This is a genomic window from Microcoleus sp. Pol8_D6, assembly GCF_036700965.1.
GTDB lineage: Bacteria > Cyanobacteriota > Cyanobacteriia > Cyanobacteriales > Microcoleaceae > Microcoleus.
In genome coordinates this window covers 12,546-28,599 of the sequence record NZ_JAUBPW010000009.1, presented here as the reverse complement: position 1 = coordinate 28,599, position 16,054 = coordinate 12,546, and the positions used below count along the sequence as shown (strand labels likewise).

General features: G+C 44.8%; 13 protein-coding genes. 6 read left to right on the top strand and 7 right to left on the bottom strand.

Annotated features, from left to right (window positions below; all coding sequences use genetic code 11):
* Positions 1-201: 201 nt before the first annotated feature.
* From QUA10_RS05895 to QUA10_RS05880, 4 genes are all read right to left on the bottom strand, one after another.
* Positions 202-558 (bottom strand): STAS domain-containing protein, encoded by a 357-nt coding sequence (locus QUA10_RS05895; RefSeq protein WP_333081843.1) that lies wholly within the window; start codon positions 556-558, stop codon positions 202-204.
* A gap of 104 nt (positions 559-662) precedes the next feature.
* Entirely contained in the window at positions 663-1,910 is a 1,248-nt protein-coding gene (gene glf / locus QUA10_RS05890) for a UDP-galactopyranose mutase (protein ID WP_333081842.1), read from the bottom strand.
* A 129-nt stretch (positions 1,911-2,039) separates the two neighbouring features.
* Positions 2,040-3,341, bottom strand: coding sequence for a glycosyltransferase family 1 protein (locus QUA10_RS05885; RefSeq protein WP_333081841.1), 1,302 nt, complete (start codon positions 3,339-3,341; stop codon positions 2,040-2,042).
* Positions 3,342-4,177: 836 nt separating this feature from the next.
* Positions 4,178-5,215 carry an aldo/keto reductase gene (locus QUA10_RS05880; protein WP_333081840.1) on the bottom strand — a complete coding sequence of 346 codons (1,038 nt, stop codon included), beginning with the start codon at positions 5,213-5,215 and terminating at the stop codon, positions 4,178-4,180.
* Between the two features lie 422 nt (positions 5,216-5,637).
* Here QUA10_RS05880 and QUA10_RS05875 point away from each other — a divergent pair, with 422 nt between their 5' ends.
* Positions 5,638-6,039 (top strand): fasciclin domain-containing protein, encoded by a 402-nt coding sequence (locus tag QUA10_RS05875; RefSeq protein WP_333067889.1) that lies wholly within the window; start codon positions 5,638-5,640, stop codon positions 6,037-6,039.
* 116 nt (positions 6,040-6,155) lie between these two features.
* On the opposite strand, the gene QUA10_RS05870 is transcribed toward QUA10_RS05875, so the two are convergent.
* Positions 6,156-6,386 (bottom strand): hypothetical protein, encoded by a 231-nt coding sequence (locus QUA10_RS05870; protein ID WP_333081839.1) that lies wholly within the window; start codon positions 6,384-6,386, stop codon positions 6,156-6,158.
* 112 nt (positions 6,387-6,498) lie between these two features.
* Between QUA10_RS05870 and QUA10_RS05865 the strand changes: the two genes are divergently transcribed.
* The 5 genes from QUA10_RS05865 to QUA10_RS05845 all read left to right on the top strand — a co-directional run bounded on the left by QUA10_RS05865 (position 6,499) and on the right by QUA10_RS05845 (position 12,636).
* Positions 6,499-7,629, top strand: a complete 1,131-nt coding sequence (locus QUA10_RS05865) for a GTP-binding protein (RefSeq protein WP_333081838.1) — start codon at positions 6,499-6,501, stop codon at positions 7,627-7,629.
* A gap of 155 nt (positions 7,630-7,784) precedes the next feature.
* A complete protein-coding gene (gene dtd, locus QUA10_RS05860; protein WP_333081837.1) occupies positions 7,785-8,240 on the top strand; it encodes a D-aminoacyl-tRNA deacylase in 456 nt (151 codons plus the stop codon).
* A 520-nt stretch (positions 8,241-8,760) separates the two neighbouring features.
* Positions 8,761-9,996, top strand: a complete 1,236-nt coding sequence (locus QUA10_RS05855) for a HetZ-related protein (protein ID WP_333081836.1) — start codon at positions 8,761-8,763, stop codon at positions 9,994-9,996.
* Positions 9,997-10,623: 627 nt separating this feature from the next.
* Positions 10,624-11,517 carry a DUF2382 domain-containing protein gene (locus tag QUA10_RS05850; protein ID WP_333081834.1) on the top strand — a complete coding sequence of 298 codons (894 nt, stop codon included), beginning with the start codon at positions 10,624-10,626 and terminating at the stop codon, positions 11,515-11,517.
* Between the two features lie 300 nt (positions 11,518-11,817).
* Complete coding sequence (locus tag QUA10_RS05845; RefSeq protein WP_333081833.1) at positions 11,818-12,636, top strand: ion transporter; 819 nt, start codon at positions 11,818-11,820, stop codon at positions 12,634-12,636.
* Positions 12,637-12,654: 18 nt separating this feature from the next.
* Here QUA10_RS05845 and QUA10_RS05840 read toward each other — a convergent pair whose 3' ends face one another.
* Positions 12,655-13,623, bottom strand: coding sequence for a TIGR03885 family FMN-dependent LLM class oxidoreductase (locus QUA10_RS05840; protein WP_333081832.1), 969 nt, complete (start codon positions 13,621-13,623; stop codon positions 12,655-12,657).
* Between the two features lie 201 nt (positions 13,624-13,824).
* The gene (locus tag QUA10_RS05835; RefSeq protein ID WP_333081831.1) at positions 13,825-14,676 is read right to left on the bottom strand and encodes a DUF1206 domain-containing protein; all 852 of its coding nucleotides are present in this window, start codon (positions 14,674-14,676) and stop codon (positions 13,825-13,827) included.
* Positions 14,677-16,054: the final 1,378 nt, after the last annotated feature.

The following is a 16,054-nucleotide window of genomic DNA, read 5'->3' as shown; positions in this document are numbered from 1 at the left end:
TCTACCCAAAGTTATATTTATAGGTTAGCTACAATTACCACCACTTTGACAAGTTTTTTGCTGATTAATTTGCAAAAGTTCTGCCCATTAAAACAGCCTCATCTGAAGGCTCTCTTGTGCTGAAGTCATTAGTCAGAAGAAGAAACAATAAACCAGGAAGATTTTTCCTATGCGCCACTCTCCCCCTCTCCCCCTCTTCCTCTAGCTGGCAAGACTTTGCAAACCTCCTAACTGTTCAGTTGGCTCACTTTTGAGATAAAAGTCTTCTGCGAACGGCAAACACTGAAATATTTGCTGTAGTCCCGTGAGTTCAAAGAGAATTCTAACTTGTTCGCTCATGGCAGAGATCAAAAGAATACATTCGCTATCTCTAACTAATTTCACGATCGCCACTACAGCCATTAACTCGGAATTTTTCAGGAAATTTATTTTTGAGAAATCCAGCATCAGAATTTTGCCACCGCTTTCAATGAGGCGCTGTATTTCTTTCTGAAACTGAGCAAATTGAGAAACTTCCAAAACCTCATGAGACAAAACAATTTTAACTAGAACGTTCATTTTTACCTCAAAGCTTGTTTGAATTATTAAATAACTTTTGATAAAAACCTAGTAAGGTGCTCAATCAGCACCTTACCTTTTTACCAGGAACTCGCAACTTCCAGCTACTTGCTAACAGATTTGCCGTTGCCGTTGCCGTTGCTGTTGCCGTGGTTGACAGCAGCGACTTCTAGAGAAGCTGCGGCTGGGCGATGAGAAACTCCATTGGATGAGCTTGCATTAGAGACAGAAGCGTTAACATTTTCTACCAATTCAATCACCGGCTTGGTAGTAATTTGTTTGTAAGTTGTCAGAGCTTGAGCGACCACTTGATCCATGTTGTAATACCTGTAAGTCGCCAGCCTTCCCACGAAAGATACTCCCGGAGTAGCATCAGCCAAAGCCTTATATTTCTTGTAAATTTCGGCATTTTCTGGACGCGGAACTGGGTAGTAAGGGTCTCCCTCAGCTTGGGGATATTCGTAGACAATGCTAGTTTTTAGATGCTCTTGTCCGGTGAGGTATTTAAACTCGGTGCAGCGAGTATATAAATGCTCGTTGGGGTAATTTACCACCGGTGCTTCTTGGTGTACGGCTACGTTCAGTGTTTCGTGCTTGAATTCCAAGGAACGGTAAGGAAGTTTGCCGTAGCAATAATTGAAATAGGAATCGACTGGCCCGGTGTAAATCATTTCTCCGTAAGGGATAAAACCCTCAATCTCCCGGTAGTCGGTATTCAGCATCACCTTGATGTTTGGGTGAGAAAGCATCTTTTCAAACATCCGAGTGTAGCCGTGCAGCGGCATTGCTTGATAGGTATCGGTGAAATAGCGATCGTCCCGGTTAGTGCGAGTGGGTACGCGCGCAATCACTGAGTTGTCGAGTTCCGACGGGTCCATTCCCCACTGTTTGCGGGTGTAGTTGCGGAAGAATTTCTCGTAAAGTTCGCGACCGACTTTGCTGACAACGACATCTTCGGAAGTGCGAATGTAATCTTTTGGTTCTGCTACTTTTGCGAAGAAATCTTCGACTTCAAATGAGGTGAGATTCAGTCCGTAAAGTTTGTTTACGGTGTTGAGATTGATCGGAATTGGCAGCAGTTGACCGTCAACACTGGCGAGGACTCGGTGTTCGTAAGGTCGCCACTCGGTGAAGCGCGAAAGATACTCGAAAACAGGGCGCGAATTGGTGTGAAAAATGTGGGGGCCGTATTTGTGTACCAGGATGCCGTGGTTGTCGTAGTGATCGTATGCGTTGCCGCCGATGTGGTTGCGGGTATCAATTATCAGGACTGTTTTTCCAGCCTCATTTGCTAGTCTTTCGGCAATGACGCTACCTGCAAATCCGGCTCCGACGATTAAATAGTCAAACATTGAAACACCTCTGATTGTGGGTAAGGGTAAGGGTAAGGAATAATTGGTAATTGGACATACAGCGAGGAGTGTTGAGTGTTAATTTTTGAATCCGTAAAGTGTAACTCTTTCACTTCAACCTCAACATTCCTAACTTAAAACTTTCATCCGGTCTTCCGCTTTCTGCCGTTTATCGTCGATCGCACTTTCGATCAACCCCAGCATTTCGCCCCAGGTATTGTCCCAAGAATTGTCTGCTAAAAAGGCGTCTACTTCGCTCAGCCACTTGGTGTGAACGTCCGAACTTTCGCTGAGGATTTCTTCGGCACAAGCAACGAATTCTTCAGAATTGCTAGCAATCCGAACCAAGCCGTTTTCTCCGTACGGCCGCACCACGTCGCGGATCGGAGTAGAAATCACAGGTTTGCCGGCAGCGAGGTATTCTGGAGTTTTCGTGGGACTAATAAACTTAGTCGATTCGTTGATCGCAAAAGGCAGCATGGCGATATCCCATCCGCCAAGATACGCTGGCAGTTCTTGATAAGATTTGCCGCCGAGATAGTGGATATTTGGGTGAGTTGGCAGAGTTGTCGGATCGATTTTCGCCACCGGGCCAATGATCACAAAATGCCAGCCCGGCCTTGCTTGGGCCATCTCCCTCAGCAGTTCGATATCCATGCGTTCGTCTATAACGCCATAAAATCCCAAACGCGGGTGAGGAATGTCTTTTTGATCTGCCGGTTCTTGTGAAAGATTCCTGGCTGTCGCAAAGTGTTCTTTTTCGATGCTACTGGGGAAGGCGTGAATGTTTGGGTGCTGGTGCTGTTTAGCTTCGTAAAGGTTGTGTCCCCCGGTAAATACTACGCTAGCGCGCTTTAATAAGTGGTTTTCATTGGCTTTTAAATCCGGGTGCGCGCCTTGGAATGCTGACAGTTCATCCATGCAGTCGTAGACTACAGCTAGCGGCTTTAAGTGGCTTGTGAAACTGACAGCCATTGGTGTGTAATACCAGAGGATGTACTGACTAATTTCTGCCGCTCGAAACAAATCATCTAGCATGGCTTGCTGAGCAGTTTGTGCTGTTGCTTCGCTGGTTCCTTCACTCAGGTGCGGTACTATTACCCAGACTCCGCTTTCGTGGATGCTCACATCAAGCCACCAATCTGTAGCCGCGCTAAACACAGGTTCTTCTACAAAGAATACGCGACGAGTTTTGGCACAGCGACTCAAGAGATGTTGCGGACGTTGATAGACAAAATTCCACCGCAAATGGGACAGGCAAACTAAATCTGGTGCATCTAAAGCCTCAGTTTTTGATAAGTGGGCGCGCAATGCGGGCGACGCAGCGAATTGAGATGGCGATTTGGCTGGATCTATAGAGGTAAATCGGATCTCCCATGCTCGCTCTTTATTGCTATAATAATTGTTGACTGAGTTTTCTGGGGGCGACATATTAGCCTCTGGAATTTGTCAATGAAAATTTGTCCGTTAAAATTGGTCAATAGGATATATTTCTCAGCAGGGTCTTACTGAAAGTCGCAAGCATAAATCTGAGAACTTTTATTGACGAGCAAGCGGCGCATTCAGTGAGCCAAACAAAGAAACTGTTTAGCTGCAGGAAGAACAGGCTTATCTGCTTTTTTCAGAATTGAAACTTAGAGATAAGTTAATATGGTTTGACTTGCTATTGTTGTTAAATGTAACCCAGTTTTTTTGCCCTAACTTCTATCTGAAGGATGACTTTTATCTCAGGAGACACCTAGCTTGCATGCTGGGTTCAAAAGCCGTTAAGATGCCGATCGACCTTGTAAAATGACTTTTAACTGGCAGGTACGGGGTGAAAAAAGAGCGAGTTTTATTGCTTTATTTGAAGATGAGAGAAAATTTGCCATCAAGTTTATGTTGCTTTTTGATTTGACAAACCTTGCTTTTTTTTAACTCATCCGATCGCTAATTTAGAAAATTTGTATCCTAATATACCAAGTCGCGCCAGAGATTTCTGACTTCCGATAGATTAACAATTGAGAGTTTATGCAGTGAGGTTAAACTTACCGAACAGCACCTGTCTCAACAATATCACAGAAACCAGGCAACCGCAACGATAAACCTAAGATTTTGCGCGAGTCTGTGGGAAGAAACCAAGATGATGAGATTTGCGCTGTGGGCGTAAGTTTAACCTTGGGTCCACAGCACAAATGTCAATCATCCCTCTAAGGACAGGTTCACCGATATCTGCGCTCAAACGCCAAATACCCACCTAAATCCGCGACTAGAAAATAGCAGAAACTTTACAATCGGCTGCTGTCAATTTTGGCGATTCCTCCTCCAAAGGCAAAATCTTGCACCGTCGAACTCTTTAAGAAATCGTGAGGGAAACCCAATTCAATTGCACTTACTTTGTCTAACTGCTGCATTTGTTCCGGGGTTAATTCAAACTCCAAACAAGCGAGATTTTCCTGAAGTTGCGAGAGTTTGCGCGAACCCACAATCGGAATAACTTGGACTGGCTGTTGGATCAGCCAATTTAGGGCTACTTGAGAAGCAGGTTTGCCAATTTCGGCTGCTATTTTGCTAACTTCCTCAGCAATTTTGAGGTCTCGTTCGTTAATTTTTCCCGATTCAGGTGAATTCAGCCGTTTAGCTTCGCTGGCGGTTTCTGAAGTGTTGTATTTTCCTGTCAGCAAACCTGCTGCTAGCGGACTCCAAGCTGTGACGCCAATATCAAAGGCTTTTGCCATAGGGATCAAGTCCCGTTCAGGAGTTCGCTCTTTTAAAGAATACTCGATTTGCAAGCCGATAAATGGTGTCCAACCCCGCAGGTGGGCGATCGTATTTGCTTGAGAAATAATCCAAGCTGGCGTATCGGAAATGCCGATATAAAGAATTTTGCCGGCGCGCACCAAATCGTCAAAAGCGCGCATCACTTCTTCAACGGGTGTGGTAAAATCCCAAGCGTGCAGCCACAGCAAATCTATGTATTCAACTTGCAATCGCTTCAAACTTGCCTCTACTGCTTGTACCATGTTTTTGCGGTGGTTGCCGAAACCGTTGATTTCGCCATTCTTCATGTTGAGGCTATACTTGGTGGCAACTACCCATTTTTCGCGATCGGCTGCGATGAAATCACCGACATATTTTTCGCTAGTACCGTTGGTGTAGAGATTCGCGGTATCAATGAAATTGCCGCCCGCTTCTGCAAAGGCGTCGAACATTTTCCGGCTTTCGTCGTAGGAGCTCCCCCAACCCCAATCTTCCCCAAAAGTCATGGTTCCGAGGCAGATTTCCGAAACGCGAAGTCCGCTGTGACCTAGTAGTTTGTATCTCATGTCACCCTTCCGCTAGTTAGTGGTTGTTAACAGTTTAGATCGGGATTTCCCAAACTGTTGCCATCAGTCGGGGTGGCGGGCTTTTGTAATCTGTTAGCGTGGCGCTGAAGGTTGAATGTTTTGCCAAGTTAATCAAAATGTTGTAGCAGGGGCGAGACAGCATCGCCCCTGCGTTTAGTTTAAAAAGCGCGCAGGGGCGATCATCTTACTAATGTATTTAGGATTACATTGCTAAATAAAAATACACTAAAAGTTAAAAATAAATATCTACCTTTAGATAGGTATTTTATGAAAGAAGTTAAATAAAAAATTGTTATCTTAAATATCAGAAAACCAGACAGAACTAAAGAAAAAATTAATGTAGCTAAATTAACTTTTTAGCGTTATAGTGATTTATAGATTACAAAAACTAGGTGACTCACTTGGCTGATATCGTTGATACCGCCGTTTCGGCTGGATCTTTTACAACCCTAGTTGCTGCTGTCAAAGCTGCTGGTTTAGTAGATACTCTCAAAGGCGCTGGCCCCTTCACAGTTTTTGCGCCTACTGACGAAGCTTTTGCTAAGCTTCCCGCAGGTACTGTAGAAGCACTGCTTAAGGACATTCCTAAGCTCACAAAAATCTTGACTTATCATGTCGTTTCTGGCAAAGTTATGGCCGCTGATGTGGTCAAGCTGAAATCTGCCAAGACAGTTGAAGGTTCAGAAGTGAAAATTGATGCTTCCAATGGCGTCAAAATCAATGATTCTACCGTTACAACAGCCGATGTGGCTGCTGATAATGGCGTCATCCACATTATTGATTCAGTCTTGCTTCCTGCGTAAGCACAGACTTAGATAGCGCAATACTATCTTGAGGGCGGTGGCTGTTGTTAGCCACCGCCCTGTTTTAATTGATAGTGGAAAGTTAAATATTTTACGCAGCTCGATAATTAAAACTCTTATAGAGCGGCGGGCATTGGGCGAGCGCACTCAGCTTGAGTCCGTCCCAAATTTTTCGCTGCTGAATTTACCGGGAAAACAGCTTGTAGGCTAACTCCCACAGGTACTCTGGAAAAAATTTTATCAAAAAAATCACAAAGTGCGATCGACCGCGTTAGCAATTGCCGATAATTAGCGGCCCACTTATTTTGCACTCGCGGGCTGATTGCCGATTGATGCGTAGATACCATGCTACCAAACCCAACATTTCTCCGAGAAACTGGGTTTACCAGGCCTTGTCCTAATTAAGATACAATAAGAGCCACAAAGAAAGTGCGATCGACATTATTTGACATTCAAGCTATGCAATCTACAACTCAGTCCGAGACAGAACTGGCGATGGACGCTCCCAAACACGGATTGCCCGTTACCATCATTACAGGATTTCTCGGCAGTGGCAAAACAACCCTGCTCAACCACATCCTGACCAACCAGCAAGGTTTGAAAACAGCAGTTTTGGTCAATGAATTTGGCGAAATCGGCATCGACAACGAACTGATTGTCACCACCGACGACAACATGGTTGAGCTGAACAACGGCTGCATCTGCTGCACAATTAATGAAGATTTAGTTAATGCAGTTTACAAAGTTCTGGAACGTCAAGAAAATCTTGATTATCTAGTAGTCGAAACAACCGGACTCGCCGACCCGCTGCCAGTAGCGATGACTTTTTTAGGCACAGAACTGCGCGACCTGACCCGTCTCGATTCGATAGTTACAGTAGTAGACGCAGCCAACTACAGCTTAGATTTGTTCAACTCTCAAGCAGCGTACAGTCAAATAGCTTATGGCGATATAATTATCCTCAACAAAACAGATTTGGTAGAAGAAGCAGATTTAGATTTGTTGGAAGTTAAGATTCGGGATGTCAAAGAAGGTGCTCGAATTCTGCGAACTGTAAAATCGCAAGTTCCCCTACCGCTAGTCCTCAGCGTCGGATTGTTTGAATCGGACAAATATTTCCAATCTGAAGAAACTCCTAGCAGTCACGACCATCACGACCATCACGACCACGAACATCACGACCATCACAACCACGAACATCACGACCACGGCCATCACGACCACGGCCATCACGACCACAGCCATCACGACCACTCCGACCATTTAGAAAATGACGGATTTACCTCAATTTCTTTCCAAAGTGACAAGCCGTTTTCTCTGAGAAAATTTCAATATTTCTTAGACAAACAACTGCCAACAAATGTGTTTCGCGCGAAAGGGATTATGTGGTTTGAAGAAAGCCCTAAACGGCATATTTTTCACTTGAGCGGGAAGCGATTTTCGATGGATGACGACGAGTGGAAAGGCGATCGCAAAAACCAGCTTGTTCTGATTGGTCAGGGTTTGGATACCGAGACTTTGCGATCGCAACTCGAAAACTGTCTTTGTATGCCTTCAACCAATCGCGGCAAAGGTTTTGGGAAAAACTAAAGGTTACTGTTTCCCAGGCTCTGGCCTGGGAACCGATGTAAGCGAGGCTCTGCCTCTGTGGTACTTAGGAAGATAGGAGGCAGAGCCTCTGGATCTGCGTTACCAGGCCAGAGCCTGGTAACGAGTAATTACCTATTACCAATTACCGATTTCCCATGCGAGTCATCATCCAGCGAGTCAAATCATCTCAAGTCGAAATTGACGGTCAAATTGTCGGCAAAATTGGCTGCGGACTTAACTTGCTTGTAGGTATTGCAGACACCGACACCGAAGCAGAACTCGATTGGATGGCTCGGAAATGCCTGGAATTGCGTTTGTTTCCTGACCTGGCCGGGGATACCGGGCGCTGGGACAAGTCAGTACAAGACATCGGCGGCGAGTTGCTGGTTGTCAGTCAATTTACGCTCTACGGGGACTGTCGCAAAGGTCGGCGACCTTCTTTTGACCGATCCGCAGCTCCTGAACGAGCCGAAATTTTTTATGAGAAATTTGTCCAAAAGTTGCGCCAAAGCGGCTTAAAAGTCGAAACAGGCGTTTTTGGAGCGATGATGCAAGTCTCGATTGAGAATGACGGGCCGGTGACTTTGGTATTAGAGAGAGAATCGGGGTGAGTTGTTGGCAAACAAAGCTCTCTGTGCTTCTTTCTTATTCCTTCTTCCTTCTTGAATAAGATCAAATTTTCAGATTAACCGGGTTTCCTAACTGCTGTTGCGTAGCTTCAGAAGACATTGCAGATAGCTACACTCTGCCAAGTCTCGATTCCACAATCTCTAACGCCCAAAACCGCCTCAAATAGCCAGTTATTAGATTGTCCACTCAGCAGCCTGGCAGCAACCTCCATTTTCCTTGCGATCGCCCCACAGGACTAACAGCTCAGAATGCTTGTAGAGTAAGGCTTTAACGGCAATAAAACCAATCTTTCACAGCCAGCGCTTAGAATCAGATTCAGCAGCCAAAAACTGTTGCATGAGAGAGTGGAACACTGGCATAACTACGGTTATCTCTACTTCCGTAACATTCAATGTATAGAGAGTTGAATCAGCACAGCAAGCGAAACCGCCAGCAACTGCCACCTCACTCTCTGAGAAATGTCCTCGCACACCCGCTGTGCCCTACCACCCGATAAACGCCATGACTGTCAAAGCTGCCACCACCGTCAACTGCAACACCGCTTCTGGCTTCAACTGCATTCCGGCTACCTCCAGCGAACCAAACGCCGAAATCAATACTGTTCCCAGCATCGATATCCTCGCTTTGGCTGACTTCGCCCTCAAAGAATTGCAAGCCGAAATGAAAACTGCCAGCCGCAGCGCTCAAACAGTGGCGATGCGGATTGCTAAGGAAGTCGAACGGATTTGCCAAAAAAGCGATCGCATCCAAATTTCCGGCGAAGTTGAAGCTTGGCAAATCACCTTGGCCGAGCACCGGTTGCAAAAAACCCTGCAATACTACCGCCTCGGTTCCAAACAAGGCCGTGTCGAACTGCATTCTCACCTCGCGGCGATGATTTACCGCCATGTTGCTTCTTTCCGATCGAACTTGAACTTCCAAGCTCGCTACAACATGATTGAAGACTTTTTGCAAGGCTTTTACATCGAATCTCTGCGAGCTTTCCGCCGCGAACACCAACTCGATGTCACCTACCAGCCCCGCACGCAGCTAGAATTGGCTGAGTACATGGCTTTCACCGAACACTACGCCAAGCGCCAAATCGGCTTACCGGGCCGCAACCGCCAACGCCTGATCGTGTTGCGCGCTCAAGGATTTGCCAAAGGCCAACCTCCCGAAACTGCGATCGACATTGAAATGGCTGTAGAATCGGGCAAGGGAGAAGATGCGGAAATCTACAGCCGCTCTCCGGCGCTGCAACAAGTGCGCGAGCAAATGGTATCAGAAACTGTTGATCCGGCTGATGCTGTGCTGCGCGATCGAGTAGTCTCGGAATTGATCGCCTATCTGGAATCGCAAAATCAGCCAGAATGCGTGAATTACTTAACTTTAAAATTGCAAGATCTTTCCGCTTCGGAAATTGACCGTGTGCTCGGTTTGTCTTCCCGCCAGCGCGACTACTTGCAACAACGTTTCAAGTATCACGTCGAAAAATTTGCCCGCACTCAAAATTGGAAACTTGTCCACGAATGGCTGGGTGCTGATGTCGATCAAAAGCTGGGAATGACTTCGGACAAATGGGAAGCATTTCGCGCTCAACTGGCGCCCGAAATGCAGCAACTGTTAGAAATGAAGCGGAATCAAGAAAGCGACAAGGCGATCGCCACCGCGCTCAAATGCACTCCCAAACAAGTCCAAAAACGCTGGGCGCAACTGTTGGATCTGGCAAGCCAGACTCGCAACAGCAACCAAGCTTAACTGGTACTCAAATATGAATGCAACTGTTTTCTTGAGACTGGAAAATGCGATCGGGTGCGGCATCTGCACAGGACTGCCCGCCCCGGCGTCCGCTCTCAAATCAACAATCACTGCTACTAAATTATCGCCGCTTTTTGGCAAATTCAATTTATTAAAACAACATTACTTTTTTGAATATCTTTCGTTCCCCGGTTATGTCGGGGAATTTGTTTCTATTAGTCGTTAGTCATCAGTTATGGGAAATCTCTTGCTGAAGAGGCAGCAGTGCATCATATAGCCATCCTAAATCATTTGTGAATTTCTTACTCCCTCCCCTTGATAAGGGGAGGGTTGGGGTGGGGTCAAAAATTTACGACTCATTTAGAATTGTTATATATTTATAATGATATTTAAACATAGGGAGTAGCATAATTAAGGCAAAGTTGTTCAAAGTTCAAATCATGATGAGGGGGCGGAAGATGAATAAAAAATGACAATTCATCTATCCCGAGATATAAAAACATTAAAATAAATTTACTCATCCTACTATTCTGTTTCATTTAATACTTCATAAGAAGGAAGCATCAAATTTGAGTTATATCTAAAATGGGGGCATAACTTGATGTAGATAGAAAGGGAAGGATTCCTATGTTACTTTACAAAATTGAAGATTTTAATCCCAACTACCGCGAAGCGGCTTTTAATGGCGAAGATATCAAAGGTCTGGATATCTATGCTGGAAATACAGATGAGAAAATTGGCTCCATCGATACCGCGCTAGTTGATGAGACAGGACGTTTCCGATATTTTGTTGTTGACACGGGTTTCTGGATATTTGGCAAAAAGGTATTAGTTCCAGTTGCTCTTTGTCGAGTGGATGTTGGTGCAGAACGCATCTACGCGACGGGTTTGAGGAGTAAAGACCAAGCAGAAAGACTACCCAGGTATGAGGATGGGATGGTGGTTGATTACGATTATGAAGAACAAGTGCGGGGTGTTTATCGTACTCTACCTGTAGAAGCGTCTGCACCTGTAGAAGCATCATTGCCTTTAGAGGCATCTGCACCAGTTTCTATGCCGCGTTCTGTCTCTAACCAAGCTAGGGCTGCTGGTTATGACCGCAACACCTACACTTACGAACAAGAGCCTCAATTGTATCAGATGAACGAGCGCGAGCATCACAAATTCCGACTCTACGAAGAACGACTGGTGGCAGAGAAAAGCCGTCACAAAACTGGCGAGGTAGCAATTGGCAAGCGAGTTGAAACCGAAACGGCACGAGTTTCAATTCCAACAGAAAAAGAGCGAGTGGTAATTGAGAGTGTAACTCCCGAAAAGGCAGGTGCGCCAGTAAATCGGGATACTCCCTTCCAGCAGGAAAAGGTGATGCGTATGGAAGTTTACGAAGAAACTGCTGATCTCAAAAAAGAAGCTTTCGTGCGCGAAGAAGTTAACATCAGGAAAGAAGTTGCAACGGAGATTGTTGAGGCAACGGAAACACTGCGTCGCGAAGAGTTGGACGTGAAGAGGGAAGGACGTTAGAGTGCGAATGAATTTAACAAGGGTTTGTAGTTAGTTGCGCTGTCTTCGCCCACATGAGCTGGGTAAGCTAAAAAGCTGGCAAGATACTTTGTTTTTAGGATGTTTTGGTCCTATCGGTGGGGCAGCGATTTTCTATGCCATGCTGGCGCTACGTAAAACCGGATTAGAGTCAGCTTGGGTCATTAGTAGCCTAATTATTTGCTCGTCAATAATCGCCCACGGCTTTACTGCTGTGCCGTTGGCGAAAGCTTATGCTAAAATGCAGCGTAAAAGACAAACTTCTAATGATTTGGTAGGTAGATGAACAGCCCCAACCTGGCAGAAAAACAAGCCATAGAACAAGAGCAAAGCGAGATTTTCCAACAGCTAGAAGATTGGCTGGAAATTCCTATGCTGGTGCTGGCATTTGTGTGGCTAGCCCTCTTTACTATTGAATTAATTTGGGGATTAAACCCACTGCTAGAAGTCGTTAGCACTACTATTTGGATTATCTTTATTGCAGATTTTCTAGTTAAATTTTCCTTGGCTCCCCGCAAAATTTCCTATATCAAAAGCCATTGGATAACGGCTTTTTCTCTGCTGTTGCCTGCTTTGCGTACCTTGAGGATTGTACGAGTTGTGCGAGCATTCAAAACAGCACAGGCTGTGCGAAGTTTGCAGTTGTTGCGAGTTATGACTGGTACGAATCGAGGGATGCGGGCATTAGCTGCGAGTGTTAGCCGTCGTGGATTTGGTTATGTCGTAGGACTAACGATAATTATTACCTTGGTAGGTGCAGCAGGGATGTATGCTTTTGAAAAAGATGTCGCCGATGGTTCCTCCGGGTTAAATAATTACGGCACAGCCTTATGGTGGACGGCTATGCTAATGATGACAATGGGTTCGGAATATTGGCCCAAAACGCCAGAAGGTCGCATACTTTGCCTTGTTCTGGCACTCTATGCGTTTGCGGTTTTTGGTTATGTAACTGCGACCATCGCCACATTTTTTATTGGTCGCGATGCAGAGGATGACGAAGCAGAATTAGCAGGAGCGAAATCAATTGCAGCACTTCAAAGTGAAATTGCTGCCTTGCGGGCTGAGATTCAGCAATTATTAAATCAGAATTCAAAGTCTTGAATTAGGTAGATGCCAAGATCAATTTTTTGTCAGCGCTGGCACTACTTTTTCGGCAAATACCTCAATAAACTGCTCTTGTTCTCGGTTAACGTTGTGCAAAATTAGTTCATCAAACCCCAATTCCATATCTTTTTGCAACCACTCAATATGCTGCTCTTGGTCTGCCGATATCCGGACGTGTTGATATAACTCCTCTGGTTGCACAAACTCCCCGGCGGCATCAAATTGATCGGGTGTTATCAGTTCTGTCAACATTTTGCTTTTGAAGATGTTACTACGCCATTGATCGTGAGCGCCTTGTAGTGCTTTCTCTGCATTACTGTCATAGGAAAGCTGCACTTTCAAAATCATTGGTTTCCCTTCTCCGCCACCGCGACGAAACGCATCGACGACTTTTTTTAACTTTTCAGGTGGGCGAGAAGTCGTAATTAATCCATCAGCCCAACTGCCCACCCATTCTGCGGTTTCTGGGGTAACTGCCGCGCCGATAATTAATGGGAGAATTTCCGGGCGGGTATAGAGTTTTGCATCTTCTACGCACACTAAACCGCGATGGGTGACGGTTTCTCCTGCCCAAAGGGCGCGGATAATATCGACACATTCTTTGAGGCGTGTATTGCGATCGCTCTTAGTAGGCCACTTATCCCCAGTAATATGTTCATTCAAGGCTTGACCGCTGCCAACCGTTAGCCAAAAACGATTGGGAAACATTTCTCCCAACGTTGCGGCAGCTTGGGCAATAATAGCCGGATGATACCGCTGTCCGGGAGCGCAAACAACTCGATAGGAAAGCGTTGGCGTTGCTTGCATTGCTGCACCTAACCAAGACCAAGCAAAACCACTTTGTCCTTGCGCTTCACTCCAAGGATGAAAGTGATCCGAAGAAAGGGCATGGGTAAAGCCAGCTTGTTCTGCCATTTGGACATATTTCAGCAGTTCGCTGGGCTTAAACTGTTCATGGGAAGCATGATAACCAATTTTTGCCATAAGTTTTTAGGAGTTTTGAGTTGAGTAGGGGCAGTGCCCCCGTGCCCGCCCTGAGTTGTGAGTTAAAATATCCAGACTTAAAAGCAGGTGATTTAACCAGGACGGCTAGTAAAAGTTTTGAGTTTTGAGTTAGATAAGTTTTTAATTCACCCCAAATAATCTTGGACTCAAAATTCATAACTTTCTGTATAACGAGCAAGCTTATGAGTGGAAAATTCGCCGATAGCGAGCTTCAATTACCGAGTAGATGCCATAGGCAATTAAACCCAAAGGTACTAGAGCCAAAATCACTGGACTAAAAGGCTGTTGTGCCACAATTGCCAACACCTCGCCCAATCCCTTCGTTTGACTGGCATCCGAGAGCCTTGCTGCTTGAATTAAGAAAAAACCAATTATAACGAAAACAATTCCACGGGCAGCTATTCCAAATCGGCCCAACCGTGTCGCCAACTTTTGCTCGGTTGGGCTCATTTCATCTAGCTTGAAATGGCGGCGAAATTTGGCTTTATATGCTTCGTAGAAATAAGAAAAGCCTACACCAATAACAATTGATCCCGCCAATCCTACCAGCCATTGTCCAAACGGTTGCGCTAAAATTTGGGCTGTCAAATCTTCCGTTGTATTGCTATTACTACGGCCCGAACCCATTATCAGTTTTACAGCCGTTAAAGCCAAACCTGCGTAAGCTAAAGCACTTAAGGCGTAGCCAATGCGTTGGGCAATTCGCTTGGCATCCATTTTCTGTCCTTGGTGTTCTGGGTCTAGAATTGTCTGAACGATACGCCAAAGGGCATAACCAATAATGCCAATCGTTACAAGAAATAGCAGAAATTTACCGAAGGGTTGGTTAACAATTTCTGATAATGCACCGCTAGTATCTGTTGTCCGGCCGCCCATACTAAAGGCTGCTTGTGCTGCTAAAAAACCGACAATAAAGTAAACTAAGCCTTTGGAAGCATATCCCAATCTTGCCAGTCGCTCAAACCAGGGATGAGAAGCTGCCTGTCCAATTGAGTCTTTAATGCTGTCGGTGGGTGAGTTGTCCCGTTTCATATTTTTTATACTTTAGTTGTTAACGACTGCTGGCATAGGCAATGGTGCATTCCTTTCCAGTTAACTGAGTTCTTAAACAAACGATTTATATTATCATTTATTAACTTAATAATTAGCTTATTTAGATATTTTTTTCATCTGTCTTGAGCGGGAGTGTCAGCGGTTGATTGAGTGATAAATCTCACATTTATTAGCCTTGACAAATCTCGCTTTATGGGCTAAGAGATAGCTTCCCTGATGGAGCAGTAGACCAGCAGTCTAGTATATCTTTGATTCAAACTTCTTTAACCAAAGTTTTAATAACAATTAGAATGGTGGTGCTAAAAATAATTCCCAAAAAACCAATACAAATCTAAATGCTGTCTAGAATGCTAATGTGTAATTGGAAAGCAAATATCCCGGCTTTTTCATAAGGATAGGGGTGACAAAATTTCCTGCTGCAATTTGTTTAATTAGGAAATATAGCAACCACACCTCACCTGTTTTAATGCTACTCTAATAAAAACAGCCCTACTAAAATTACGCTTAAAAATTCGCCGATATAGGGAATAAAAGCGCATATAAATGCCACAAGTCCGTTGACACAAAGCAGTATCACTTGCCAAACAAAGCAATAATAGTTGTAATATACAAAGCGTAAATCATTGAATTTATTACTGCCTCCCCGAACTCGCGGGGAAGGTTGGGGTGAGGTAAAATATTTATGACTACTGCAAGGATTGCTATAACAGATTAATATGCGAATTTGTTCACATAAAAATCGTTTTAATTTGTTGGGTTAAATGGTCAATACTCGGAAGGTGATAAAAAAATGTCCGGGTAATCTTGCTTGCAACGAATAGCTCCCAACTCGCATATCAATAGTTGGGAATCTGGAATAGCTGCCCTAACTAGCTTATGGATGTTGTAAGAATGGATGCGCCCCCGTGCCGATGTTGGGAATCAATCATCGATCGCCAATAGTGCGATTGATCGCACTTAACTCAAAGCTGTATCATAACTTTTTCCTCAATCATCTTCCATCAGGGGGATATTTTCTTATGGCATCAGACAGATGGCAAGGTCTGGCTAGTTAGATTAAATGGAGATAGAAGCAAGATTTTGAGATGGTGAACAGAAACAAGAGACGTTTTGCCTAACTCGATTTTTAAGACTCTAAATCCCCAGTGTCGCAAGAAGTTGATTGTTCAGAACCGGGAGGATTTGAGGAAAATCCAATCAACCACAACGGCAGTGGCTGTGTTGAGTTCAACCTTTTATTTACCGGAAATTGCCGAATTCGGTTCCCAAACATCCGGCATCCTGTCCTGCCCTTAACTGACTTTTCAGGAAAGCTCTAATAGCTAACCACAAGGCGATCGCTTGCGACAGGAAGACA